Source organism: Exiguobacterium sp. s132, from assembly GCF_018617235.1.
Lineage (GTDB): Bacteria > Bacillota > Bacilli > Exiguobacteriales > Exiguobacteriaceae > Exiguobacterium > Exiguobacterium profundum.
Genome location: NZ_JACSJU010000001.1, coordinates 1,370,567 through 1,394,930 on the forward strand (window position 1 = coordinate 1,370,567; position 24,364 = coordinate 1,394,930).

Annotated in this window: 24 protein-coding genes and 2 other RNA genes; 5 read left to right on the top strand and 21 right to left on the bottom strand. The window is 47.2% G+C overall.

Annotation, left to right across the window (positions count from 1 at the left end; all coding sequences use genetic code 11):
* The first annotated feature begins 94 nt into the window (after positions 1-94).
* From KNO78_RS06990 to KNO78_RS07010, 5 genes are read left to right on the top strand one after another with little or no spacing between them, the layout of a single operon-like run.
* Positions 95-280, top strand: a complete 186-nt coding sequence (locus KNO78_RS06990) for a PLDc N-terminal domain-containing protein (protein WP_251125304.1) — start codon at positions 95-97, stop codon at positions 278-280.
* Positions 264-1,166 carry an ABC transporter ATP-binding protein gene (locus KNO78_RS06995; RefSeq protein WP_214690663.1) on the top strand — a complete coding sequence of 301 codons (903 nt, stop codon included), beginning with the start codon at positions 264-266 and terminating at the stop codon, positions 1,164-1,166. The genes KNO78_RS06990 and KNO78_RS06995 overlap by 17 nt, the downstream gene beginning before the upstream one ends.
* On the top strand, positions 1,163-1,930 hold the full coding sequence (locus KNO78_RS07000; RefSeq protein WP_214690662.1) for an ABC transporter permease: 768 nt from the start codon (positions 1,163-1,165) through the stop codon (positions 1,928-1,930). The genes KNO78_RS06995 and KNO78_RS07000 overlap by 4 nt, the downstream gene beginning before the upstream one ends.
* A gap of 19 nt (positions 1,931-1,949) precedes the next feature.
* Positions 1,950-2,663, top strand: coding sequence for an ABC transporter ATP-binding protein (locus KNO78_RS07005; protein WP_214690661.1), 714 nt, complete (start codon positions 1,950-1,952; stop codon positions 2,661-2,663).
* Positions 2,656-4,209 (top strand): hypothetical protein, encoded by a 1,554-nt coding sequence (locus tag KNO78_RS07010; protein WP_214690660.1) that lies wholly within the window; start codon positions 2,656-2,658, stop codon positions 4,207-4,209. The genes KNO78_RS07005 and KNO78_RS07010 overlap by 8 nt, the downstream gene beginning before the upstream one ends.
* Positions 4,210-4,454: 245 nt before the next feature.
* On the opposite strand, the gene KNO78_RS15710 is transcribed toward KNO78_RS07010, so the two are convergent.
* The 21 genes from KNO78_RS15710 to KNO78_RS07110 form a co-directional block, all read right to left on the bottom strand.
* Positions 4,455-4,817 (bottom strand): 4'-phosphopantetheinyl transferase family protein, encoded by a 363-nt coding sequence (locus KNO78_RS15710; RefSeq protein ID WP_374193982.1) that lies wholly within the window; start codon positions 4,815-4,817, stop codon positions 4,455-4,457.
* A gap of 537 nt (positions 4,818-5,354) precedes the next feature.
* Positions 5,355-5,649: a transfer-messenger RNA gene (gene ssrA / locus KNO78_RS15760) on the bottom strand.
* Between the two features lie 121 nt (positions 5,650-5,770).
* Positions 5,771-6,403, bottom strand: coding sequence for a hypothetical protein (locus KNO78_RS07020; RefSeq protein WP_214690659.1), 633 nt, complete (start codon positions 6,401-6,403; stop codon positions 5,771-5,773).
* Positions 6,404-6,579: 176 nt separating this feature from the next.
* Positions 6,580-6,723 carry a hypothetical protein gene (locus KNO78_RS07025; protein WP_047795092.1) on the bottom strand — a complete coding sequence of 48 codons (144 nt, stop codon included), beginning with the start codon at positions 6,721-6,723 and terminating at the stop codon, positions 6,580-6,582.
* Positions 6,724-6,837: 114 nt separating this feature from the next.
* Positions 6,838-7,193: a transfer-messenger RNA gene (gene ssrA, locus KNO78_RS07030) on the bottom strand.
* 49 nt (positions 7,194-7,242) lie between these two features.
* A complete protein-coding gene (smpB, locus tag KNO78_RS07035) occupies positions 7,243-7,713 on the bottom strand; it encodes an SsrA-binding protein SmpB (protein WP_012726899.1) in 471 nt (156 codons plus the stop codon).
* Between the two features lie 54 nt (positions 7,714-7,767).
* Positions 7,768-10,173 (bottom strand): ribonuclease R, encoded by a 2,406-nt coding sequence (rnr, locus tag KNO78_RS07040; protein WP_214690658.1) that lies wholly within the window; start codon positions 10,171-10,173, stop codon positions 7,768-7,770.
* Positions 10,174-10,188: 15 nt separating this feature from the next.
* On the bottom strand, positions 10,189-10,929 hold the full coding sequence (locus KNO78_RS07045) for an alpha/beta hydrolase (protein WP_031422876.1): 741 nt from the start codon (positions 10,927-10,929) through the stop codon (positions 10,189-10,191).
* A 102-nt stretch (positions 10,930-11,031) separates the two neighbouring features.
* Positions 11,032-11,256 (bottom strand): preprotein translocase subunit SecG, encoded by a 225-nt coding sequence (gene secG / locus KNO78_RS07050; RefSeq protein WP_012726902.1) that lies wholly within the window; start codon positions 11,254-11,256, stop codon positions 11,032-11,034.
* 73 nt (positions 11,257-11,329) lie between these two features.
* A complete protein-coding gene (locus tag KNO78_RS07055) occupies positions 11,330-12,217 on the bottom strand; it encodes a YitT family protein (protein WP_012726903.1) in 888 nt (295 codons plus the stop codon).
* 47 nt (positions 12,218-12,264) lie between these two features.
* Positions 12,265-13,605 carry a glycosyltransferase gene (locus tag KNO78_RS07060; RefSeq protein ID WP_214690657.1) on the bottom strand — a complete coding sequence of 447 codons (1,341 nt, stop codon included), beginning with the start codon at positions 13,603-13,605 and terminating at the stop codon, positions 12,265-12,267.
* Positions 13,602-14,810 carry a glycosyltransferase family 4 protein gene (locus tag KNO78_RS07065; protein WP_251031945.1) on the bottom strand — a complete coding sequence of 403 codons (1,209 nt, stop codon included), beginning with the start codon at positions 14,808-14,810 and terminating at the stop codon, positions 13,602-13,604. The genes KNO78_RS07060 and KNO78_RS07065 overlap by 4 nt, the downstream gene beginning before the upstream one ends.
* Positions 14,811-14,831: 21 nt before the next feature.
* Positions 14,832-15,713, bottom strand: coding sequence for a UTP--glucose-1-phosphate uridylyltransferase GalU (galU, locus tag KNO78_RS07070; protein ID WP_214690656.1), 882 nt, complete (start codon positions 15,711-15,713; stop codon positions 14,832-14,834).
* A 232-nt stretch (positions 15,714-15,945) separates the two neighbouring features.
* Positions 15,946-16,743, bottom strand: coding sequence for a phosphotransferase enzyme family protein (locus tag KNO78_RS07075; RefSeq protein WP_012726907.1), 798 nt, complete (start codon positions 16,741-16,743; stop codon positions 15,946-15,948).
* 234 nt (positions 16,744-16,977) lie between these two features.
* Positions 16,978-18,270, bottom strand: coding sequence for a phosphopyruvate hydratase (gene eno, locus KNO78_RS07080; RefSeq protein ID WP_012726908.1), 1,293 nt, complete (start codon positions 18,268-18,270; stop codon positions 16,978-16,980).
* A gap of 36 nt (positions 18,271-18,306) precedes the next feature.
* Positions 18,307-19,845, bottom strand: a complete 1,539-nt coding sequence (gpmI, locus tag KNO78_RS07085) for a 2,3-bisphosphoglycerate-independent phosphoglycerate mutase (protein ID WP_214690655.1) — start codon at positions 19,843-19,845, stop codon at positions 18,307-18,309.
* Complete coding sequence (gene tpiA, locus KNO78_RS07090; protein WP_078147302.1) at positions 19,846-20,598, bottom strand: triose-phosphate isomerase; 753 nt, start codon at positions 20,596-20,598, stop codon at positions 19,846-19,848. It abuts the gene before it with no gap.
* Positions 20,599-20,616: 18 nt separating this feature from the next.
* A complete protein-coding gene (locus KNO78_RS07095) occupies positions 20,617-21,801 on the bottom strand; it encodes a phosphoglycerate kinase (protein WP_074036297.1) in 1,185 nt (394 codons plus the stop codon).
* A gap of 97 nt (positions 21,802-21,898) precedes the next feature.
* Positions 21,899-22,906: a type I glyceraldehyde-3-phosphate dehydrogenase gene (gene gap, locus KNO78_RS07100; RefSeq protein WP_012726912.1), complete on the bottom strand. Its 1,008-nt coding sequence runs from the start codon at positions 22,904-22,906 to the stop codon at positions 21,899-21,901.
* Positions 22,907-22,965: 59 nt separating this feature from the next.
* Positions 22,966-23,994 carry a sugar-binding transcriptional regulator gene (locus tag KNO78_RS07105; RefSeq protein WP_084543053.1) on the bottom strand — a complete coding sequence of 343 codons (1,029 nt, stop codon included), beginning with the start codon at positions 23,992-23,994 and terminating at the stop codon, positions 22,966-22,968.
* A 109-nt stretch (positions 23,995-24,103) separates the two neighbouring features.
* Positions 24,104-24,361: a glutaredoxin family protein gene (locus KNO78_RS07110; protein ID WP_230872831.1), complete on the bottom strand. Its 258-nt coding sequence runs from the start codon at positions 24,359-24,361 to the stop codon at positions 24,104-24,106.
* Positions 24,362-24,364 lie beyond the last annotated feature (3 nt).

Sequence of the window (24,364 nt, forward strand, 5' to 3'; positions counted from 1 at the left end):
CCATTATTGATAATGGAAATAGAAAGGAGTGATTAAGTTGAACACAGACTTTAATGCACTTTTGGAGATCGACTGGAATCAAATTCTTCCCTTCATGTTGCCTATTCTTTTCTTTAATCTACTACTCATCATCATTACCCTCGTAGATTGGTTTAAACGAAAAGATCAGATAGCAGTTCCTTATGTCTGGTTAGTTGTCATCTTACTGATTCAATTATTGGGGCCAATCTTATTTTTAGTAATCGGAAGGAGGATTCATCGTCATGATTACGGTCAGTAACCTTTACAAGACAATCAATAGTCGCCCTATTTTAACCGACGTTAACTTTTCGATTTCTCAAGGAGAATGTATAGGATTATTAGGACCTAACGGAGCAGGGAAAACAACTTTAATCAAATGCATGACCGGAATCCTTAATTATGACAAAGGCGATATTCGTTTTTATTCTGATCCAATCCTAAGCCATAAAAAATACATCGGCTATTTGTCACAGCATACAGATTTTAAGCCCTGGATGACTTGTGAAGAATCATTAATGTTTTTTGGAAGGCTGTCTGGATTAAAAAAGAGTGACTTACTCCATAAAATCCCTCTCGTTCTTGCGGAAGTAGGGTTGCAGGGAAAACAAAAGCTGAGAGTTGAGCAACTTTCAGGAGGAATGAAACAACGACTTGGCATCGCACAAGCAATTTTACATGAGCCACAGTTACTTATCTTAGATGAACCAGTTTCTGCATTAGATCCTATCGGCCGAAATGAAGTAAAGAAATTAATCGGAAAGCTAAAGAAACGAACAACAATTATTATTTCGACACATATATTAGATGATGCGAGTGAGTTTTGTGATCGATATATCGTGATCAAGAACGGTGAAATCGTCGGGAATATTGACGAAGACTATGCTGCACTCAATCGAAAGCAAGTACTTATCAGAACTAACAGAGCTTACACCGAAGAAAAAATCATTTCTTTTGAGAAAAACGATGACACGATTGAGCATATTGAATATACCTCTTCCAGATCTTTTATATTCACCGGCTCACATGACTTAGACTTAAAAACACTGCTGACTAAAATCCAAGCGAATGATTTGGATATTACCTCGATTGAATATTATGAGAAGGGTATAGAAGATATTTTTCTAGAGATGGTTTCAGAGACATGAACAACTATTACATTTTATTCCGAACCGAATTAATTGAAGCTATTAAAGACTTTAAGATCATCTGGTTATCCATCGTCTTTATTATTTTAGGAATGACTCAACCCCTCCTCAATAAATATATGGACGTCATTCTAAAAAACGTGGGTGGTGCAGATGGTATTACACTTGATCCAAATCGCCCGATTCCGTCTTCTAGCGAAATCTTCATCTCTACGATTTCGGGGCAATTTAACCAAATCGGTCTCATCATACTCATCATCAGTTTCATGGGAATGATTGCGACTGATCGGAACAATGGAATGCAGGACTTCATTTTAACAAGACCTGTCACCGTTCCTTCTTACATCCTGTCAAAAATGACAAGTCACTGGTTGATTAGTATGTTTTGCATCCTGGTCGGTGCTCTCACTTCTTATTACTACACAATCTATCTGTTCGGTGCCCTCTCATTTTTAGGTTTTTTAGGTTTTCTCCTGTACTACAGCATCTGGATCCTTTTCGTCATCAGTCTTACCATTTTATTAAGTAGTTTCATTAAAAATCCGATAATCGTAGCTGTATTTACGATCATCCTATCAATCGTTTGCGTGTTACTAAAAGGCTTAAATCATTCCATATTTCTGTTATCACCGGGTTCGGTCTTAAACTTAGCAGAATCACAACTTATGACCGTATCAAATGCGAATCATTTAAGTATCCTCTCCTGCCTATTATTCATATCCATTAATTTAGTAATCTCAAATAGAAAATTGAAACATTCTTAACAACAAGGAGGGATTTCATATGTTGACGATTCAAAATCTCACGAAAATTTATGGGGGATCCGAGAAGGGAATCAAGAATTTAAATTTAGAACTCATGGAAGGCGATATTTGTGCTTTCATCGGAATGAATGGTGCTGGGAAAACAACCTCAATTAAATCGATTGTCGGGATTCATAATTTTGATCAAGGTGAAATTGAGTTAAATGACATCAGTATTAAGAGTGATCCTCAAGCGTTTAAACAACAAATCGGTTATTCACCTGACACACCCGCATTATATGGAAATATGACAGGATACTCGTATTTGGAACTCATAGGTAGTATCTACAACGTGGATAGCGACACGATAAATCATCAACTAACGATTTTATTAAAGAAACTTCATTTTGGTGATGCAATCCATGATCTAGTCTCCACCTATTCGCATGGAATGAAGCAGCGATTAGTCCTCATTTCCGTATTGATGCACAACCCAAAATTGATCATCCTAGATGAACCGTTCGTCGGTTTAGATCCTAATGCCACTTATTTTTTACAAGAAGAGATGAAAAAACGTGCTTCAGAAGGTGCCATTGTTTTATATTCCACTCATGTTTTAGAAGTCGCTGAAAAAATTTGTAACAAAGTTGTAATGATTCACGAAGGAAAAGTAGTTGTGAATGATACGATGATCAACTTATTGGTGAACGGAAGTTTGAACGAGACATTTAGAAGGATTACTACACATGAATAAGCTTCTTTCATTACAAAAATTCGTTATCCTAAACGATCTTCAAATATCTCGATTGAATAAAGCAAATAGTAAGTCCGATCGTAATCATGCAACTCTGACGATTGCTGGATACTGCGCGGCTCTCTTCATGGCGATCTCCTATGTGCTGTATATCGCCTTCGATCTTTCCTCGAACGATCAGGTAGACATTCTTCTACCTGTTCTCTCTTCACTTCTATTCTGGGTGTTCGGGATCTGGACGATACTGAGCGGCGTAAAAAAAATCGTCTTCTCAAACGATCGGGATTTCATCTTCAGTCTTCCCTTACCCCTATGGCAACTCCAATTGTTTCACTTGATTAAACTATTTTTCATCTACACCTCGTTAATCGCGGTAGCACTCCTTGCTGCGGTATGTTCATACTTGTTAATCGTTCCAAACATTCCTTCCTTTGTTTTCAGCTCGATCGTATTACTCATCACGACACCTCTTCTGATCCTTTCATCCACTTTACTCGTTTCGATTTTGAGTAAATGGATATTAAGCATCATCAAATTACAAAATAACGTTGCTGAAGCTTTATTGACAGTTTCAATTTTCTTAATTCCAATCGTTTTTGCGCTTCTTAATTCTGACTCACTTCAATACAAATCCATCTTTTATATATCTTCACCTCTCAATCTATTTGGACTGACAGGTCTATGGAACATCGAAAATGATATGTTGCGACTACTTGTCATGACTGTCCTAACAGGAGAATTAACCATCCTTTCTCTTTGGATCATTAAATACAAGTATGCAGCTGTAGAAAGCCTTTTCCAGGAGACACGTAAAAGAAAAATCAATCAAGGAACACCACTCATTCAAAACAACATTTTCAAACAGTTGTTTCTCAAAGAAGTGCAACTGTATCTATCATCGATTACCTATGTAAGTAACACCATCTTAACTCCCGTGATATTACTAATTGGTAGTTTAGTCTACCTATCCAACTTGGTACCGCTTCTTTACACATACACTTTTGAATTTTCGTTCATCACGATCAGTAGTAAGTATATATTTATCATCTTTACGACCATCTGCATTCTATTGACCACGACGACTTCATCTAGTTTATCTTTCGAAGGAAAAAGCATCTGGATTACGCTCACTTCCCCGCTGACCCTAAAAGATTTATCGATGGCTAAAATCGCATTAAATCTCATGTTGTTTATACCAGGCGTAATCTGTGCCATTCTAGTCTATATGCTTCATTTTAGTACTTCCATCGCGGACAGCCTTTTCTTCATTGTTTTTACGGTATCTAGTTTGTTTTTAATTAGTCTGATCGGTTTCTTCATAAACCTTAAGTTTCCCAATTACAATTGGTCTAGTGAGATGGAGATCATTAAACAAGGTAAATCTACTATCTTTACCGCTGTCATCAGCACGATGTATATTTCATTAAATACTGTACTGAGTATTCTAGGGTTCAATTTGGCACTCCCGATGCTTGCTCTATTTAACCTCATTTTAATATTCTTGTTGATTAAGTCTATGAAAGAACAAACTCTCGTTCTTAACTAACATCACCTAAAGAGTAAAGTCGATAATTTCCCGATGGTCAACTTGTTTAATAGACACCAAATTACTATATGGGGTACACACTGCTATAAGATAATCACCAGGTAGTCGATTTATTTGGAAATACAGCGACTCACTTGTATCACTTTACTGCGATTTTAAAACCCATCCTTGAAGTGATTCTTCGAATGAGTTTTTCTGATACTCATAATTTAATCCTACACCCATGTACTTCCCATATGCTTCTTTTAAACACCAAAGTGTATAATACTTGGTGTTTTTTCATTACCTTCAAAGCGTGTTAGATATTCGATTTCTTTATAATGTAGAACCTCCTCTATGAAACGATTATCTCCTGACTCTATTTTTTCAATATCTATGCCTATGGGCGAGTCACTCACTGCACATACGATCCAGTGCCCACAATGACTGAGATCAAAATGAATATTCTCGTACCCTAATAGTAACGGTTTCGAGAAACGATTCTTTATAATTTTGATATCCTCAACCGCTAAATTAAATTTTTCTTTTAACGCGTATCTTATCAACAACTCACTGTACAGGCTTCTTATCTTATCCTCAGATTTCCTTAAATTTTTTATTTTATTTATTCTTTGCTAATTAGTGTAGTTAAATAATCACTAATTGAAAGCGTTACAAAGTCATCAATATAAAAACTGTATATTTGTATCACTAGTTTTTCTCCTTAATTTAATTAATATCATTCATTATTTAATGAAGTAGTTATTTCTGTCGACGTCAAGTAGAATTTGACGTCGACAGTATATCAGGAATGATAGGAAAGATGTGCGGTTCTTCATCGGAAGACATCTGGATTTGAAAAAGGGCTGGAAGCGGAAGAATTAATTTGATAAACTGTTGGGACAAGCGAAAACTCCAATCGTGGTTTGTCTAAGCAACAATTACGATACCGGGGTTTTCGCTTTTTTTCTATGTTCGATTTAAAATCCGATGGATTTTATGTGTCAACCACACCTTATGGTGATGAGCCATTTATTACTATTTTATATAACTTTTAACAAAATAACTATGTCTATAAATAAAAGAGTAAAAAGTTCAAAAGAAAAACCAATTGATCAATAGATAATTGGCTTTTAACAAAATTACTGTAAGTAGCTACAACCCGCATCCAAAAACATCATAACCTATGCTTCTACTCGTGTAGTTTATCTACTGAAAATTTCGATTTGACACTGCCTACAAACAGATGTTGTCAACCCACTGTTTCATCTCTTCTTCGAGCCCTCAGAAGACGTTTTCCGACCCTGCAAGACCTCCTGCACAAACAATCGATTCAAGACCGCAGGGAACTTAGAATGCTACGAGTTATGTGTTAGTTTTTCCAGTTATAGGCGTTTGCGTTTTTACGAGGCGGACTTCTTGACACGCCACATGTGACCAACTACCTCAGTCGAATCTATAACATTCCACGGTGGTTAAACTTTTTTCGTCACCGCTAAAAGTTTAAAACTAGCAGAATCTTGCCTTAAAACCACCGTTTTCAACAGCGCTCTATTTCCCGAATTGACTCATTGGTGTCAAATCATTTATCACATGAAGTGGATCTCGCGCATGAAATAGGAGCAGAAAACTCTTTTTTGATTTGTTCGATATCAATCATTGTCTTTTCATGAACATACTGTACGAGCGCATCATACTGTTCGACCGTATTGAGTTTTTTGAACTTCTCAATATCCCCTTCAAAGCCCGTGAAATAGTCACTTTGATACTCTGGATTGTTAAAGAGTCTTAAAAATTCCATATAGTCCTTGATGGTCATTTGACTCACGATGTGAGAGAGAATGGATTCCCACTCTTTGATTCGCCCCTCATGAATCTGTTTTTTGATGACAATGTCTTGTGCTTGCTCCATTTTGATTTGCTGAATGCATTGCTCCACTTCTAGTCTATATTGGAACAACTCATCTCGATTTCGAGTATCTAGCGTAGGCGTCACTTCGGTTAAATAGTACTGATACCTCTGCTTTCGCGGATGCATGTTCTTGGCTTTTTTAGGGCTTTGATTTGGATCATCGGATTTATTAAATCGTTTCTTTAAATCAATGGATCCTAAAGCCCCAATGATTTCTTTGTTATGTTTTAATGCAAGTTTCCCTACTGTCGGACCATATTTTTTGACGCCATTCACGATCAATTCCGTTGATTTCTTAGACATGCAGAATCCTCCTTTAATATGTATATTTTTATGACGATTTTCAAAAAACAACTCGTAGTTTCTATTCAACAAAAGGATGCTCAATCCCTTGATTCCATTCAAAAACCTAATGACCGGTGTCCGCTCCCCAAAAGAAAAAGGATTAATGAGCAGGCACTCAATAATCCTTCGTCAGATCACTTCTTCTCTTGTTGCTTCTGCAAATACGCCTCACGAAGCTGGTTCAATCGTTCCTTCTTGTTCGAGACAGTCGGCTTTTTGCCGTCTTGGTACTTCGCCGCAGCTACTTTGCTTCTCTTGTCTAATTGATATTTCCCCATGCGTTTCACCTTCCTTTCTTTGTGGCTTCAATCAAAAGCAAAGACCCTCTAATCTCAATGAAATTAGAAGGTCTTCATGAAAATCATTGATCGCAGTCTTTACAGACTGCTTCAAAATGGAGACGGCGGGAGTCGAACCCGCGTCCGAAGGCATCGTAACGTATGCTTCTACGTGTGTAGTTTATCTATTGAATCTCGATGTGACACTGCCGATAAACAGGCGTTGTCGCATCCAGTCTGTTTCATCTCTTCTTCGCGCCCTCAGACGGCGAGGTTGAAGCGTAGCTTGCTTAGTTTGAGACCCTGAAAGTCATCCACACAAGCGATGGATGTCAGGATCCGCAGGGCACTTAGGCTGCTGCGAGTTGTGTGTTAGTTTTGCCAGTTATAGGCGTTTGCGTTTTAACGAGGCCGACCCCTCGACACGCCACATACGACCGACCTACCCCCGTCGAATCCATAACGTCCCCGAGGTGGTAATTGGTACTCCATTTAATATACCACAATTAGGATCCGTTGTCAGTATTTTTGCCGATCGCGCATCGCACGGTCGACGTCACGCTTCGCGTCTTTCTTCTTCAAGTCCTCTCGTTTGTCGTACTTCTTCTTCCCTTTTCCGACGCCGAGCAGGCACTTGGCGAACCCGTTCTTGATATAAACCTTGAGCGGGATGATCGTGTAGCCGTCACGCCCTGACGCTCCGATGAGCTGATTGATTTGCTTCTTATGCAACAATAGCTTCCGGACGCGGAGTGGGTCATGGTTGAAGCGGTTCCCCTGTTCGAACGGGCTGATATGACAGTTGTGAAGCGTCGCCTCGCCCCCGTCGAACCGGACGTACGCATCCGCGATGTTGATCTTCGATTGACGGACCGATTTGATTTCCGTCCCTGTGAGCACCATGCCCGCCTCAATCGTATCTTCGATCGCGTAATCGAAGGACGCCTTGCGGTTTTGGGCGAGTGCGTTCGAATCTTTCTTCTTGGCCATACACATTCAGTCCTTTATCTACAAGATACGGAGGAAGGGATAAGCCCTTCCCCGTCAGCGACGTTTCTTCGCACCTCGTTTGGCGTCGCCTTTTCGTTTGTGCTTGTCTTTCTTCTTCAGGTCGAGTGCCGAACGGCCTTGGGAAGACTTCTCCCCGTCTCGTTTCGGTTTCTCACCTGGTTTGCCCGGCTTGCCAGGTCTTCCTGGTTTGCCGCGCTTCTTCTTGTCGTCCCGACCGCGACCGCCACGACGGTCTTTCTCGTCCTTCTTCGGACGACCGCCTTTCGCTTTGATCGTTGTCGGTTGGCGACGGCTTGACTGTTCCCGTTTCGGCATTCCAACGACCGTGAAGTCGATCGTCCGCTCGTCTAAGTTGACGGCATCGACTTTGACACGGACGGCGTCCCCGATGCGGAATTGACGTTTCGTCCGCTCGCCGAGCAACATGAGCTGTGATTCGTCGAAGTGGTAGTAGTCATCCATCGACTGGAGACGGACTAGCCCTTCGATCGTATTCGGAAGTTCGATGAACATCCCGAAGTTCGTGACGCCGGCGACGACACCATCGAACTCTTCACCAAGATGCGCTTCCATGTATTCGGCTTTCTTGAGCGCCTGTGTCTCGCGCTCTGCGTCGACCGAGCGACGTTCCCGTTTCGATGCCTGTTCGGCGATCGCCCCGAGACGGTCCTCGTACTTCGCGATCGTCTTCTCCGACAAATCGTTGTTGAAGACGTACGTGCGCATGAGACGGTGGACGATCAAGTCCGGATAACGACGAATCGGTGACGTGAAGTGCGTATAGAAGTCCGTCGCGAGTCCGAAGTGACCGAGCGAGACGTCGTCATATTTCGCCTGTTGCATCGAACGAAGCATGATCGTGCTGATGACCGGCTCTTCCGGTTCCCCGTCAATCGCCTTCAAAATCTTTTGAAGCGTCTTCGGTTCGACCGTCTGCCCTTTGATGCGTTCAATATGCACGCCAAAGTTTGCGACAAAGTCGAAGAAGAAGTCGAGCTTGTCCGGTTTCGGATTGTCGTGGACACGATAGATGAACGGCACGTCCATCTTGTGGAAGTGTTCCGCAACCGTCTCGTTGGCCGCGAGCATGAACTCCTCGATCAACTTCTCGGCGACCGAACGTGGACGAAGCACGATATCTGCCGGCTTCCCTTCCTCGTTGACGACAACCTTCGCCTCAGCGAAATCGAAGTTGATGGCACCGCGCGAGTTACGACGTTTCCGAAGCACTTCCGCGAGCTCGGCCATGAGGTCGAACTCACCGATGAACGGTTCGTACTTTTTCAATGTCTCTTCGTCATCACGTTCGATGATCTCACGGACGTTCGTATACGTCATCCGCTCCGTCGTCTTGATGACACTCGGGAACAGATCATGGCGAACGACCTTCCCGTTTTGCGGGGAAATCTCCATGACGCAGCTGAGCGTCAAGCGGTTGACTTGCGGGTTGAGGGAACAGATTCCATTCGAGAGTCGGTGCGGCAACATCGGAATGACGCGGTCGACGAGATACACACTCGTCCCACGTTCGAACGCCTCAACGTCTAGTGGTGAGCCCTCTTTCACGTAATGCGAGACGTCAGCGATATGGACACCGAGCTCGTAGTTGCCGTTATCAAGTTTTTTGACGTGGACGGCATCGTCCAAGTCTTTCGCATCTTCGCCGTCAATCGTGAAGATCGTCTCGTCACGAAGGTCGACGCGTCCGATGAAGTCTTTCTCGTCCGCCTCGTCCGGCACAGCGTTCGCCTGAGCGATCACGTCCTCCGGGAACTCCGTCGGGATACCGTGCTTATAGACGATCGACAAGATATCGACGCCAGGGTCGTTCTTATGCCCGATGATACGGACGACGTCACAGGCACCGGCGAAGCGTCCGTCCGGATACTTCGTGATGCGCACGACGACTTTATGTCCGTCAACGGCACCGAGTGACTTGTCCGGGTTGACGACCGGCCAGAAGTTGATGCGTTTGTCATCCGGCTCGATGAAGGCGAACTGGTCGAGTCGACCACTCGGGAGCGTATACGTCCCGACGAACTCAGAGAGTCCGCGCTTCAGTACTTTCAATAAAATCCCTTCCGTCTTGCCACGGTTGTCCTCGCGTTTTTTGACGAGAATCGTATCGCCATGGTAGACGTCCTTCAGTTGGTCGGGCGGCAAGAACACATCTTCCGCTTCCCCTTCGACCGACAAGAAGCCGAAGCCGCGCTGGTGAATCGAGATGATCCCCGCGACTTGTCCGAGCGTGGCGAGCGTCCCGTAACGGTTCGTCCGCGTCCGGCCGATGGCGCCCTCTTCCTCGAGGGCATTCAATGTGCGGATGAGCTCTTTAAAGTCATCCGTCGACGCGAGCTGTAATCGCTCGGTCAGTTGATCGACAGAGAGCGGTTTCTCGCTCGCCTGTAAGATCTCTAGTAATTGGTCACGTAAATTCAACGTGACACCTCCTTCTTAGACTGACCAGTCTAACGTTTCGAGAAAATCGAGCACGTCCTGGTGCAGTTTCTCTTTTTCTTTGTCGAGTGTGATCACGTGTCCCGAGTTCTCATAGATGAGCAACTCTTTTTGGAACGTGTTGACCGCCTCGTAAATTTGATTCGCCGATTCCGGGTCGATCATGTTGTCTTTGGCGCCTTGGACGACGAGTGTCGGGACGAAGATGTCCTCAAGCTTCGACGCCGTGTCGCGGACGAAGGCACGGAGGTCTTTCAATGTTGGCATCGGTTTGAACTCTGCCATCTCCTGCTCGATCTGTTCCGGCGACTTTTCTTCTCTACCCTTATATTCTCGGGCATATGCCTGGACTCCTTTATACAAGCGGTCCTCGGCATCGATTCCCGTCGGTGCGCACATCGGGATGACCGCCTTGACGTCTTTCTCCTCGGCGAGACGGAGCGACATCACGCCACCTAACGAGAGTCCGCAGACGACAATCTCCTCATGACCTTTGTCGACGAGCGTCTGGTAAGCGTCCAAGACGTCTTCCCACCAGTCTTTCGGTCCATATTGGAGTAATTCTTCCGGTGGGACGGCATGACCACGATAGATCGGTCCCATACATGTGTATCCTTCTTTTTGAAGGAAGCGACCGAGCATGCGGACATCCGCGCTCGATCCAGTGAAGCCATGTAACATCAACACGGCACGTTTTCCGCCCTCGAAGAAGAACGGTTTTGGTGCTGTCACTTTCATTTTATCTGTCATCTCCTCGTATCTACATTATTCCCAAAAAATAAATCGAAAAAACAAAAGCTGACCGCCTCACGTGAAAATCGAGAACGATCAGCCTTATCATCATAATGATGCGACTAGTAATCCTAAAATGAAAAACAAAGTGCCTAGTACAGCTGCAGTTCGGTTCAAAACAGCATCGAAGCCGCGTGCTTTCTGGCGTCCGAACAACTGCTCCGCGCCACCTGCAATCGCTCCAAGACCTTGCGACCGACCTGACATGAGCAGTACGACGACAATCAATAAGACAGCCACGACAAGTAGGCTGATTGTAGCGATCGTTTGCATAGTAGTCAGTTCCTCCTTCTATTTACACGCCTTTTATTATATAGAAGTTATCAATAAAACACCAGCATTCAAATTATCGGGACGGGTAGCTGAATCCTTCCCCGATGACTTCCTTCACCTGGTGGATGACGACGAAGGCACGGTCGTCCGTCACTTGGACGATTTTTTTGAGTGGTGCGATCTGACGTTTGTCGACGATCATATACAACATGTTCTTATCCTGCTTCGTATAGTAGCCATGTCCATGAATGATTGTCGCCGAGCGTCCGAGCGTCTCCGTCAAGACGACGGCGAGCTCTTCTTGCTTGTCGCTGATGATCGTGACGGCTTTACGGATGTTGAGACCTTCCGCGACGAGATCGATGACCCACGAGCCGATGATAATGGCGATGAGCGTATAGAGGACGACTTGTTCCCCTAAGAAGAAGCCGGACGTGGCGACGACGATCGCATCGATGATGAACATCGATACGGCGACACTCAAGTGGAGATAGCGTTCCATGAGACGGGCGATGATGACGCCCCCGCCGGTCGTCCCACCGACACGGAGCACCATGCCGATTCCGACCCCGATCATGATTCCGGCATAGACGGCCGCAAGCAGTTTGTCCTCGGCAGGGCTGCCCCAGTCATGTGTCAGACTGAGGAAGAATGACGTCGCGATGACGGCGATGACCGAATAGACCATTGTCCGACGGTCGAGCAGCTTATAGCCGACGATAAAGAGAATCCCGTTCCCGATGATCGACGTGAGCCCGAGGTCCCAGCCGAATACGTAGTACAGGATAATCGTGACCCCGAGCAGACCACCTTCCGAGAAGTCGTTCGGTACGGTGAAGTAGTTGACCCCGAACGAGAGAATGAAGGAGCCTGCGATAATCCAGGCGATGTCCTTCACCGAGATGGTTTGTAGCTTGCGCCATACTTGTTGGCGCAATAAATGTTGTTGTTGACGTTTCATAAATGTCCTCCCTCCATAGAAAAAAGACCGCGGCAAAAGCCGCAGTCTTAAGATTGTACTGGCTTTGGCGCACCGTCTTTCATAATCGGCAACTTGCGCTCCGCGGCGTTCGCGTAGACGTTCAAGAGTGCCTCTTTTTCCAAATCCCAGTTATATTTCTCACGCGCGGTCTTCGTGTTCTCTTTGACACGCGCATAGAGTGCTTGGTCTTCAATCATCCGGTTGACGCCGTCCGCGATCGATTGTGGATCGTGCGAATCGACGAGCACCCCGACATCGTTCCCCGCAACGACCCGTTCGATTTCAGGGAAGTCACATGAGACGACCGGTACTTCGGCCATCAAATACTCAAACAATTTATTCGACGAGGCCGAGTAGTGGTTGAAGCAGACGTTGTTCAATACTTGGAAGCCTAAATAGGCATTCATCGTATAGTAAGGTAACGCTTCGACCGGTACTTTGTCAATCATCTTGACGCGATTGCCGACCCCTTCCGTCTCGATCAACTGTTGGATCGTCGGTTTGAGTTTCCCGTCCCCGATCATGACGAGCGTGCCTTCTTTGAAGTCTTTCGCCGCGAGCACGAGCTGTTCGAGACCACGTCCCGCTTGAATGCCCCCTTGATACAAGAGGATCTTCTCGTCTTTCGGCAAATCGAGGAGTGCATGCAAGTCCTTACGGAGCGAGAAGTCGAGCGGACGGTAGAACGGATAGTTGTGGAGCACGTACGGATAGAATCCGTACAACTCTTCGTTGTGTGCCGCACGCGTATGGTTCTCGACCATCATCGTATCGACGAACGGCAAGAGCCAGCCCTCGAGGTTACTTTGAATATAGCCGTAACCCGTACGGTCCGTCTGTACCTCGTGCGAGTCGTAGACGATCCGACCTTTGTTGAACACTTTTCCAGCGAGGAGTGCCTGCGGGAGCGTGTTCAAATCGTTCGCATGGTAAAAGTCATACGATTTTTTCGTCGAAGCGAACACCATCTCGAGCATCGCACTCGCGTTGACGATTTGCTTACGCACTTGCGGCAACAAGACCGTCCCGATGGCCGCTCCGAGCGCGAGCATCGTGAACGGCGCAAGTAAGAACAACCCGGCACCGACGAGTCCCGCACCGATTTGGCGGGTCCGTTTCTCGCTCACCCATTGATACGTCTTCTTCGCGAACTTGAGCGCGTTGACGAGAATCGAAGGTTGACGCTTCACGCGGATGACGCGGAAGCCTTCCGGACGCATCTCTTCTTTTGAAAGCTCTTTATTTTTCGGATCTTGAAGCGCGATCAAATCGACTTCATAGCCTGCCTCGGCGAGTGCCGAGCACTCACGAAGGACGCGCGCATCATTCGTAAAATGGTTCCATACAAACATACATACTGACTTCATCGTGTTTCCTCCATCACTAACTGTTGTACGACTTGATCTAACACGTCGATATTCTCTTCCCAACATAAATTCTCTTTGACGTAACGAATCCCGTTCGCCCCGAGTGCCTCCCGTAAATCCGGTCGGTCGAGGAGCTTCCGTAGGATCCGCTCGATCTCATCGATGTCACGTTTCCGTGACACGTAGCCGACTTCCGCCGCTTCAATGACATTCGCCGCATGGCCTGACACTGCTGCGACAATCGGTTTGCCGACCGCCATATAGTCGATGAGTTTCCCAGGGATGACCGTATCAAACACTTCTTGCTCGATCAGACTGACGAATGCGACGTCCGCATTTTTAATTGCCTGAAACGCCTCTGTCCGTGGCATCGCCTCGAGGAACAAGAAGTTTTGGAAGCCACGGTCTTTGATCGTCTGTTTCAACTCTTCTTTCCGATAGCCGTAGCCGATCAATTTGAAGTGGACCCGTGGCTCGTCCCGGAATCGCTCGGCGAGTTCGAGTAACAACGACACATCTTGGGCAAGACCCATGTTCCCGGCGTATAAGATTTCCATCCGGTCGTCCGGTGGGATCGTCCGCTCGAGCGTGCGCTCCGCTTCCCGGATCGAGTTCGGCATGTAGTGAATCTTCTCGTTCGGCACACCGCGCTGACGAAGATAGCTGCGGAACCCTTCCGAGTTGATGATGACTTCATCGGCGACACGATACAGTCGTTTCTCCATCCAAAAAGCCGGCGTGAGCACCCAATCGTACTTGAAGACGCCGACACCTTTCACCGATTCTGGCCAAAGGTCACGGACGTCCAAGATGAACGGGACACGATACTTTCGTTTCGCATAAGCACCGACAAACGCCATAAAAAAAGAAGGGGTCGTCGCAAAGACGACGTCTGGCTTCAATTCGAGCTTACGGACTTCCCGGATCCCTTTGACCATCTGTTCGAGGAATAGGAAAAGACGACTGACCATGTTAGAAGTATGTTTCCGTTTCTTCGTGATGAGTCGCTTGATGAACGGTTGGTCGTTTAACTCCCGGTCGTTCCAGAAGCGGTCGTCCTGATACATATCAAAGCTCGGATACGAAGGGGCGGCCGTGATGACCTCGACTTCATACCCGCGCTGCTTCATCAAATGCGTAATGTTTTGCATCCGGTTGCCGGCACTGCCGATTTCCGGATAATAGTTTTGACACACCATAAGCATTGTTTTCAAAAATAACACACCTTACTGTTGATCAAGTTCGTCCACAAGCCGTTTCAATAGGGCATGGACGTCATCTTTTAAATCAGGATCGCTGAGCGCGTGGCAAATCGTCGTCTCGACGAACCCAATCGGCTCTCCGACGTCGTAACGTCGACCGTCAAATTCGTAGGCGAAGACCGTCTGCGCCTCATTCAAGCGTGCGATCGCATCCGTCAATTGAATCTCGCCCCCGGCTCCCGCCTCTTGTCCCGACAACGCCTCAAAGACGTCCGGTTTCAAGATGTAGCGACCGAGGATGGCGAAGTTCGACGGGGCCTCATCAATGGGCGGTTTCTCCACGAACGTCCGCACCGGGATGAGCTTCCCTTCGACGGCAAGCGGGTCAATTATACCATATCGGTTCGTCATTTCATACGGGACACGCTGCACCCCGATGATCGAACGTTCGTGGGCCTCATATTGGTCGATCAACTGCTTCGTCGCCGGCACGTCGGATTCGATGATATCGTCTCCGAGCAAGACGGCGAACGGCTCGTCTCCGATAAACTTCCGGGCGCACCAAATCGCATGACCGAGACCTTTTGGCTCCTGTTGGCGTATGTAGTGAATGTTCGCCAAATTCGAGGAATGTCGGACCGATTCGAGCAAGCGCGTCTTCCCTTTCGATTCGAGGTTCTGTTCCAGTTCGAGCGCACGGTCGAAATGGTCTTCAATCGCCCGTTTGTTCTTCCCCGTGACGATGATGATGTCCTCGATGCCTGAAGCGACGGCCTCCTCGACGATGAACTGGATGGTCGGCTTGTTGACAATCGGCAACATTTCTTTTGGCATGGCTTTCGTGGCAGGAAGGAAGCGGGTGCCGAGACCGGCGGCTGGGATGATGGCTTTACGTACTCGTGTCATAAGCATGGGCTCCTTTACTCGTTATGTAGAGAGTATACCCAAATTTTGTGCAAACTGACACAAAAGAGAGGTCATGACAATGTTGTCATGACCAATCGTCATTCCGGTGCGATTTGAGATAGTACCAAATGCCGAATCCAATGAGCAATACCAAGAAAAGAAATCCGAGCATCATCACGAAAATCGCCTCCCCATTCATGCTTCATTTTCTATATTCCCGCTTCAGATTGTTTCAGAACCACTTCTGTCCATGCGTTCGAATAAATCGAAGTTCCTCTTGGTAATGATCGTAATGTCCTTCGTCAATCATCTTTTGGAAGGCGACGTCTCCTTCCGCAGCTTTTCGTTTCATCAAGAGACAGAGCGCTTCAATCCGTCGTTGTAACATATCGAACAAGTCGACCTCCGCTTGCTCCCAACCATAGGCTTCGAGAAACAACGATACACGCTCTTTATAGATCGCATCGTCTCGATCGGCATCATAATAGATGACTTCCCCTGTTTCAGCTTGATGGCGACGACTGAGCGGAACGAACGTATAAAGGGCATAGACGATATCCCAAGCTCTCGGACCTGGCGCAGCCAAATCAAAGTCGATGATTCCTGCCACTTTTCCTTCATGGAAAATTGTATTGTAGACAGCGAAGTCGTTATGACAGATGACCTCTAACGGTTGTGGTGTGTGATCGATTGGCTCCCATTCGGATGTCCATTCAAAATCGATTGACGCATCATGCAGTCGTCTCATCAAGCGCGCGACGTCTTGAATCGCCTCATCAGCCCACATATAGGATTTAAGAGGATAGTCTGCCGTCTCCCCCTCGATATAAGTGAGCACCTCTCTTCTTGTTTCATCGATACCGACAAAGCGTGGCACGCCAGACAGTTGCTTCGCCTCCAAATGCTTTAAATAGCAATGGATGCGTTCACTCCCCACTTTTTGCGAACGATAGACGTAGTTCCCTTTTCGATGAACGATGGATACGTTCCCGCCACTCAACCTTTTTTCTTGTTCATTCGATTGGTCCATCCAATCTCCCCCTACTTTTTATCAGTCACGTTCAGTATACAACACGAGGTCTCAATGACTAAGAAGTTCGACACAGAGCGTTCGCGTCCGTCAAAGCGGTACCGTGACTCTTGCAGGAAAGCATCGGTGCCGCAAAGACGGATAGACGACCAATCAGCTTTTCCACCGTTGATTAAACGGATATTCCACACACAAAAAAACAGGCCCGCCGATTGGCGAGCCTGAAACAATCAATTATTTTTTGAGGTTGTAGAACGACTTGATACCGTCGTATTTCGCTACATCGCCGAGCATGTCTTCGATGCGGAGAAGTTGGTTGTATTTCGCGATACGGTCTGTACGTGAAAGTGAACCAGTTTTGATTTGTCCAGCGTTTGTCGCAACAGCGATGTCTGCGATTGTCGCGTCTTCTGTTTCACCAGAACGGTGTGAGACAACTGCTGTGTAACCAGCTTTTTTAGCCATTTCGATCGCGTCAAATGTTTCTGTGAGCGTACCGATTTGGTTAACTTTGATGAGGATCGAGTTTGCGATTCCTTTTTCGATACCTTCAGCAAGTTTAGATGTGTTCGTTACGAAGAGGTCATCCCCAACGAGTTGAACTTTGTGTCCGATTTTATCTGTGAGAAGCTTGTGGCCATCCCAGTCGTTTTCGTCACAACCATCTTCGATTGAGAGGATTGGGTACTTGTCAACGAGCTCAGCGTAGAAGTCTACAAGCTCAGCAGTTGTGAGTGACTTGCCTTCGCCAGCGAGTTCGTATTTACCAGTTGATTTATCGTAGAACTCAGAAGATGCAACGTCCATTGCGAGGTAGACGTCTTCACCTGGTTTGTAACCAGCTTTTTCGATCGCTTCAAGGATAACTGTGATCGCTTCTTCGTTAGACTTCAAGTTTGGTGCGAAACCACCTTCGTCACCGACAGCTGTGTTAAGACCCATACCAGAAAGAACTGATTTGAGGGCGTGGAATACTTCAGCACCCATGCGGAGCGCTTCACGGAATGTTGGCGCGCCGACAGGCATGATCATGAACTCTTGGAAGTCCACGTTGTTGTCCGCGTGCGAACCACCGTTGATGATGTTCATCATTGGTGTTGGAAGTGTCTTCGCGTTGAATCCACCGAGGTATGTGTAAAGTGGGAGACCGAGCTCATCTGCTGCTGCGTGAGCTGCTGCCATTGACACACCGAGGATTGCGTTAGCACCAAGTTTCGCTTTGTTTGGCGTACCGTCGAGTTCGATCATTTTCGCATCGATTGCGTTTTGGTCGAATACATCGTAGCCGATAAGTTCTGGTGCGATCGTGTCGTTCACGTTCGCAACTGCTTTCAAGACACCTTTACCGAGGTAACGTGACTTGTCGCCATCGCGAAGCTCAACTGCTTCGTGCTCACCTGTTGATGCGCCTGATGGGACGAGGGCACGGCCGAAACCGCCGTCTTCTGTGAAGACTTCTACTTCTACTGATGGGTTACCGCGTGAATCTAAAATCTCGCGTGCGTAAATTTCTGTAATCATTGACATGAAAAATCGCTCCTTTTCGTTTGAAAAATAGTTGTATTATTTTGTAACGATTGACGAACCAGTCATTTCAGCTGGTTGCTCTCCACCGAGAAGGTGAAGAAGCGTTGGGGCGAGGTCGCAAAGCGCGCCTTCGAGAACTGGTTTCAGTTCGACTCCCTCTTTTGTGACGATACATGGAACAGGTTCCGTCGTGTGCGCCGTCATCGGCGAGCCATCCGGGTTCGTGACGATGTCCGCGTTCCCGTGGTCCGCTGTGATGATGGCCGCTCCACCTTTAGCAAGTAATGCGTCCACTACTTTACCGAGGCATTCGTCGACCGCTTCGATCGCTTTCTTCGTCGGCTCAAGCTTCCCTGAGTGACCAACCATATCCGGGTTTGCGAAGTTGATGATGTATGCATCATACTCATCTGACTCGATACGCTCGAGCAAACCGTCCGTGAGCTCATATGCGCTCATTTCTGGTTGCAAGTCGTACGTCGCGACTTTCGGTGAAGGGACAAGGAGACGATCCTCACCTTCAAATGGTTGTTCTTTTTGTCCGTTCAAGAAGAACGTGACGTGTGGGTATTTCTCTGTTTCTGCGGCACGGAGTTGTTTGTATCCTTGCGCAGAGAGTGTTTCCCCGAGTGTGTTTTTCAAATCTTCCGGTGGGAACACGATATCCGTGTCGACCTCATCCGAGAACTTTGTCATCGAGACGAGCAAGATGTTCTCTGGATGTTTGCTTGAGAGTTCGAAGCCTTTGAAGCCTGTTTTCTCTTTGAACACTTTTGCGAGTTGGATCGCCCGGTCCGGTCGGAAGTTGAAGAACATGATGGCATCGTTGTCCTGGATTGTCGCGACCGGCTTGCCATCTTTTTCGATGACAGTTGGTAACACAAACTCATCCGTCAAATCGTTCTCGTAAGACTTCTGGAGAACTTCGACTGGATCCGTGCCAACTTCGCCTTTACCGTTTACGAGGACGTCGTATACTTTCTCGACGCGCTCCCAACGGTTGTCGCGGTCCATGGCATAGTAGCGACCAGACACGCTAGCGACTTGACCGACACCGAGTTCAGCAAGCTTTTCTTCTGTTTCCTTGAGGAAACCAGCTCCTGATTTCGGATCACAGTCACGACCGTCCGTGAACGCGTGAATGTACACTTTTTCGATGCCGTGGAGTTTTGCGAACTCAACGATGGCAAACATGTGATTGATGTGCGAGTGAATCCCGCCATCTGATACGAGACCCATGATATGGAGGCTCGAATCATGTTTCTTCACATGACCTGCCAAATGGTTCATCGCCTGACGGTCGAATAATGAACGGTCTTTGATTGCGTTGTTCACGCGTGAGAGTGACTGATAGACGACTCGGCCGGCACCGATGTTCAAGTGACCGACTTCTGAGTTCCCCATCTGTCCTTCCGGAAGACCGACGTACTCGCCTTTTGCGTTTAAGAGCGTATGTGGATACTGCTCCCAGTAGCGATCGAAGTTCGGTTTGTTCGCAGCCATGACTGCGTTTCCGAACGATTCGTCACGCATCCCGAAACCATCTAAAATGATGAGTGCGACTGGTCTAGCCATTTAAATCGCCTCCAACAATTTGAGGAACGAAGCGGCTTCAAGTGAAGCACCGCCGACGAGTGCGCCGTCGATATCTTCCTGTGCCATATACTCTTTGATGTTCTCTGGTTTTACAGATCCACCGTACTGGATGCGTACTGCAGCCGCTACGTCTTCACCGTAAAGACCTTTCACCACGTCGCGAACATATTTACAAGAGCTTTGTGCGTCTGCTTCGTCCGCTGATTTCCCTGTACCGATTGCCCAAACTGGCTCATACGCAATGACGAGTTGTTTGACTTGGTCAGCAGAAAGGTCAGCGAGACCGCCTTCGACTTGTGTTTTGATGACTTCTTCGAACTTGTCGCCTTCGCGCTCCTCGAGTGTTTCACCGACACAAACGATTGGCGTAAGACCGTGTTCGAACGCTTTTTTCGTTTTGCTGTTGATGAACGCATCCGACTCACCGAAGTACTCGCGACGTTCTGAGTGACCGAGGATGACGTAAGTCACGCCGAGGTCAGCGACCATCACTGGGCTGATTTCGCCAGTGTAGGCACCGCTATCTTTGTCGTACATGTTTTGTGCACCGAGCTTCAAGTTTGACCCTTTAGCTGCTTCTACCATCGGTGCGAGGAAAAGTGCCGGAGCACCAATCGCTGCATCTACTTTGTCAGTAGATGGGATGTTGTTTTTTACTTCCTCAACGAAAGCAACAGCTTCCGAGAGTGTTTTGTTCATTTTCCAGTTACCTGCAATAATCGGTTTACGCATCGATAACCCTCCTCTAAATTACTTGTCGTTCAACGCCTCGACACCTGGAAGTTTTTTGCCTTCCATGAATTCGAGTGACGCGCCGCCACCAGTTGAGATGTGACTCATCTTGTCAGCAAGACCAAACTTGGCTGCCGCAGCGGCTGAGTCACCACCACCGATGATTGAGTATGCATCGCTGTCTGCAAGCGCTTGAGCGACACCTTTCGTTCCGTTTGCGTATTTATCGAGTTCGAATACGCCCATCGGTCCGTTCCATACGACAAGTTTCGATTCGCGAATCGCGTCCGCGTAAAGTTCGACTGTCTTCGGTCCGATATCGAGACCCATGTGATCCGCTGGGATCGAGTCGATATCGACTGGGCCGACATACGTTTCTTCGCCGAATTCTTTTGTGATGACGCAGTCGACAGGCATCAAGAATTTCACGCCTTTGTCTTCTGCTTTCTTCATGAATTGACGAGCGAGGTCAAGCTTATCCTCTTCAAGGAGTGACGTTCCGACTTCGTGCCCGAGTGCTTTCGAGAACGTGTACGAGAGTCCGCCACCGATGATGAGTGTGTCAACGATGTCAAGAAGGTGGTCGATGACCCCAATCTTATCCGCTACTTTCGACCCGCCGATAATCGCCGTGAACGGACGGTCTGGGTTTGAAAGAGCTTTACCGAGAACTTCAAGTTCTTTTTCCATCAAGAGACCAGCAACGGCTGTGTCCACGTGGTGCGCAATCCCTTCAGTTGAAGCGTGTGCACGGTGAGCCGCGCCGAACGCGTCGTTGACGTATACGTCAGCAAGTGCTGCGAATCCTTTTGCAAGTTCAGGGTCGTTTTTCGTTTCACCTGGGTAGAAACGAACGTTCTCTAAAACGACGACATCGCCTTCAGAGAGGTTAGCGACCGCTTCTTCTGCGACCGGACCGTATGCTTCTTCGACGAGCGGTACATCTTTTCCGAGGAGTTCAGCGAGACGCTTCGCTACTGGAGCAAGTGAGAACTCAGGGTTCTTCTCGCCTTTTGGACGGCCGAGGTGGCTCGCAAGGACGAGTTTCGCACCACCGTCAAGCAAGTGCTTGATCGTTGGAAGTGCGGCTTGGATCCGAGTTTCGTCTTGGATGACGCCATCTTTGAGTGGAACGTTGAAGTCAACGCGGCAAAAGACGCGTTTCCCTTTTACATCGATGTCACGAATAGACTGTTTGTTCATAACTTTCGCCTCCATATGTCGTGCGTGTCATTTCATAAATAGAGCGGAGAACAATCTCTTGTTTCCGCTCCTATTTGATTCTATTTAGTTCACGAAATTACTTCGCGATGTTAGCGAAGTGCTTAACTGTGCGAACCAATTGTGCAGTGTAAGACATTTCGTTGTCGTACCAAGAAACTGTTTTAACGAGTTGCTTGTCGCCAACTGTCATGACTTTCGTTTGAGTCGCGTCGAAGAGTGAACCGTATGTGATTCCAACGATGTCAGAAGAAACGATTTCGTCTTCAGTGTAACCGAATGACTCGTTCGCTGCTGCTTTCATTGCTGCGTTTACTTCGTCAACAGATACTTGCTTGTCAAGTACAGTTACGAGCTCAGTGAGTGAACCTGTAGCAACTGGTACACGTTGTGCAGCACCGTCAAGTTTTCCTTGAAGTTCAGGGATTACGAGACCGATTGCTTTCGCAGCACCTGTTGTGTTAGGAACGATGTTCGCTGCAGCTGCACGCGCACGACGGAAGTCACCTTTCGGGTGTGGAGCGTCAAGCGTGTTTTGGTCGCCAGTGTAAGCGTGGATTGTCGTCATGAGACCTTCAACGATTCCGAACTGGTCTTGAAGTACTTTAGCCATTGGCGCCAAGCAGTTTGTTGTACAAGAAGCACCTGAGATAACTGTTTCAGTACCATCGAGGATGTCGTGGTTTGTGTTGTAAACAACAGTTTTCATGTCACCTGTAGCAGGAGCCGAGATAACAACTTTCTTCGCGCCAGCTTTCAAGTGAAGCTCAGCTTTTTCTTTTGAAGTGAAGAATCCAGTACATTCGAGAACGATGTCTACACCGAGGTCTCCCCATGGAAGTTCTTCAGGGTTACGGTTAGCAAGCGTGATAACTTTCTCTCCGTTTACGAGGAAGTGATCGTCGTGTACTTCAACTTCTCCGTCGAAACGACCTTGAGTCGTGTCATACTTGAGAAGGTGCGCAAGCATCTTCGTGTCTGTCAAGTCGTTGATTGCAACAACTTCGATTCCTTCGTTTTTGATGATCTCGCGGAATGCCAAACGACCGATACGTCCAAATCCGTTAATACCAACTTTTACTGCCATGTTAATTTCCTCCTTAGGGTAGAAGCTATTTATTGAAGAGCCAACGGGGGGTCAACTCTTTAATAACAAGTTAATAATTCTTTCGCCGCACCTTCGTCTGTGACGAGGATGATGTTCGACGTGTGTTTCGCATAAGCGGCGATTGCCTGTGCCTTCGATTTTCCTCCGGCAACCGCGATGACGGCATCCATGTCATCCAGCTCTTCGAGTTGGATTCCAACCGTCTTGACGCGATGGACGATCTCACCTTCAGCATTGAAATAATATCCGAATGCCTCGGCGACGGCGTCATGCCGTTCAATCATCCGCAAATGCTCCGGTGATGCGTGACGGCGCTTTGCCATCGTTTCTGCCTCACCAATTCCATGTACCACAATTCGCGCCGCTCTAATCATTTCCAACACATTTTTGATGCTAGGTTCCTCCACCATCCGGTCGAACGTTTCTTGTGATACTTCATCCGGAATATGTAGAAGATGATAGTCTGCGTGGGCCCGGTCCGCCATGCGTGAACAGACGGTGTTCGCCTGAAGTTCAAGCGTTTCGCCGAGACCTCCGCGTGCGGGCACGAAATGCATCGGGCGTTCTTTTTTATCGGGCGACATCATCGCCGCGACCGATGCCATCGTCGTTCCTCCCGTTACCGCAATCACATTATCATCCGGTGCGAGCCGCGCTTTTAGTTGCGTGACCGCCGCCCGTCCGATATCGCGTTGGACCCAGAATGTCTCATCCGAGTCACCCGGTACGATGACGACTTGGCGAACCCCTAATTTCTCTTCGAGCTCTCTTGCCACTTCTGAGATCCCAAGAAGTTCACCCATGATCTCGTGCAAGTCTCGTAAGACGTTTCGTCCCGTCTCACTGAGGGAAATTCCTTGAGTAGCGACGTAAAGAAGACCTTGATCTTTCAAAAAGTCGACTTCTCGTCTGAGTACCCGTTCGGTCAGTCCCAAGCTCGTTGCGAGTGTCCTGCGGCCAATCGGCTGCATCAAGCGGACATAATGTAAGATATCGTAACGATGTCGGAGCGTATCGAGCAGGTCAGGGACAATTTGCTTCTGAACGTGAATCAGTTGCTGGATCATGCTCATACCCCCTCGACTTTCAGTGTGGACAACTTTTGTCCCACTTTTTTATTTGCGTCCCACCGCTACGAGTTCATCTTATCAATCACTTTTCCGTCTGGCAACCCCTTCAAACGTTTTTTTTCGATGTAAGCGTATACTTAACAAAATCTTCAACTTTGTTGTCATCATATCGCCCTTGACTGATGACTACACCTTCATGTATGAGAACGGGGATTTCAAAGAGGTACTTTGCCTCGAGCACCTCATCCCCGGTGATGTCGATCTGTTCGAGTTCAATCGGGTAATCTTCCTGTAACCATTCGAGCATGACGACCGCCTCGTCACATAGTGAGCAATTGTCACGTTTATATAAAGTAAGTTTCATTTT

Bases quoted from the DNA above. Each gene is read 5' to 3' on its own strand.
- gpmI (WP_214690655.1), bottom strand. From the start codon at position 19,845: ATGGCTAGACCAGTCGCACTCATCATTTTAGATGGTTTCGGGATGCGT.
- KNO78_RS07065 (WP_251031945.1), bottom strand. From the start codon at position 14,810: ATGCTTATGGTGTGTCAAAACTATTATCCGGAAATCGGCAGTGCCGGC.
- KNO78_RS07010 (WP_214690660.1), top strand. From the start codon at position 2,656: ATGAATAAGCTTCTTTCATTACAAAAATTCGTTATCCTAAACGATCTT.
- KNO78_RS07045 (WP_031422876.1), bottom strand. From the start codon at position 10,929: ATGAAAGTGACAGCACCAAAACCGTTCTTCTTCGAGGGCGGAAAACGT.
- KNO78_RS07095 (WP_074036297.1), bottom strand. From the start codon at position 21,801: ATGAACAAACAGTCTATTCGTGACATCGATGTAAAAGGGAAACGCGTC.
- KNO78_RS07055 (WP_012726903.1), bottom strand. From the start codon at position 12,217: ATGAAACGTCAACAACAACATTTATTGCGCCAACAAGTATGGCGCAAG.
- gap (WP_012726912.1), bottom strand. From the start codon at position 22,906: ATGGCAGTAAAAGTTGGTATTAACGGATTTGGACGTATCGGTCGTTTG.
- KNO78_RS06995 (WP_214690663.1), top strand. From the start codon at position 264: ATGATTACGGTCAGTAACCTTTACAAGACAATCAATAGTCGCCCTATT.
- secG (WP_012726902.1), bottom strand. From the start codon at position 11,256: ATGCAAACGATCGCTACAATCAGCCTACTTGTCGTGGCTGTCTTATTG.
- KNO78_RS07075 (WP_012726907.1), bottom strand. From the start codon at position 16,743: ATGGACCAATCGAATGAACAAGAAAAAAGGTTGAGTGGCGGGAACGTA.
- KNO78_RS06990 (WP_251125304.1), top strand. From the start codon at position 95: ATGTTGCCTATTCTTTTCTTTAATCTACTACTCATCATCATTACCCTC.
- KNO78_RS07005 (WP_214690661.1), top strand. From the start codon at position 1,950: ATGTTGACGATTCAAAATCTCACGAAAATTTATGGGGGATCCGAGAAG.
- smpB (WP_012726899.1), bottom strand. From the start codon at position 7,713: ATGGCCAAGAAGAAAGATTCGAACGCACTCGCCCAAAACCGCAAGGCG.
- galU (WP_214690656.1), bottom strand. From the start codon at position 15,713: ATGACACGAGTACGTAAAGCCATCATCCCAGCCGCCGGTCTCGGCACC.
- KNO78_RS07105 (WP_084543053.1), bottom strand. From the start codon at position 23,994: ATGATCCAGCAACTGATTCACGTTCAGAAGCAAATTGTCCCTGACCTG.
- tpiA (WP_078147302.1), bottom strand. From the start codon at position 20,598: ATGCGTAAACCGATTATTGCAGGTAACTGGAAAATGAACAAAACACTC.
- eno (WP_012726908.1), bottom strand. From the start codon at position 18,270: ATGTCAATGATTACAGAAATTTACGCACGCGAGATTTTAGATTCACGC.
- KNO78_RS07060 (WP_214690657.1), bottom strand. From the start codon at position 13,605: ATGAAGTCAGTATGTATGTTTGTATGGAACCATTTTACGAATGATGCG.
- KNO78_RS07025 (WP_047795092.1), bottom strand. From the start codon at position 6,723: ATGGGGAAATATCAATTAGACAAGAGAAGCAAAGTAGCTGCGGCGAAG.
- KNO78_RS07020 (WP_214690659.1), bottom strand. From the start codon at position 6,403: ATGTCTAAGAAATCAACGGAATTGATCGTGAATGGCGTCAAAAAATAT.
- KNO78_RS07000 (WP_214690662.1), top strand. From the start codon at position 1,163: ATGAACAACTATTACATTTTATTCCGAACCGAATTAATTGAAGCTATT.
- KNO78_RS07110 (WP_230872831.1), bottom strand. From the start codon at position 24,361: ATGAAACTTACTTTATATAAACGTGACAATTGCTCACTATGTGACGAG.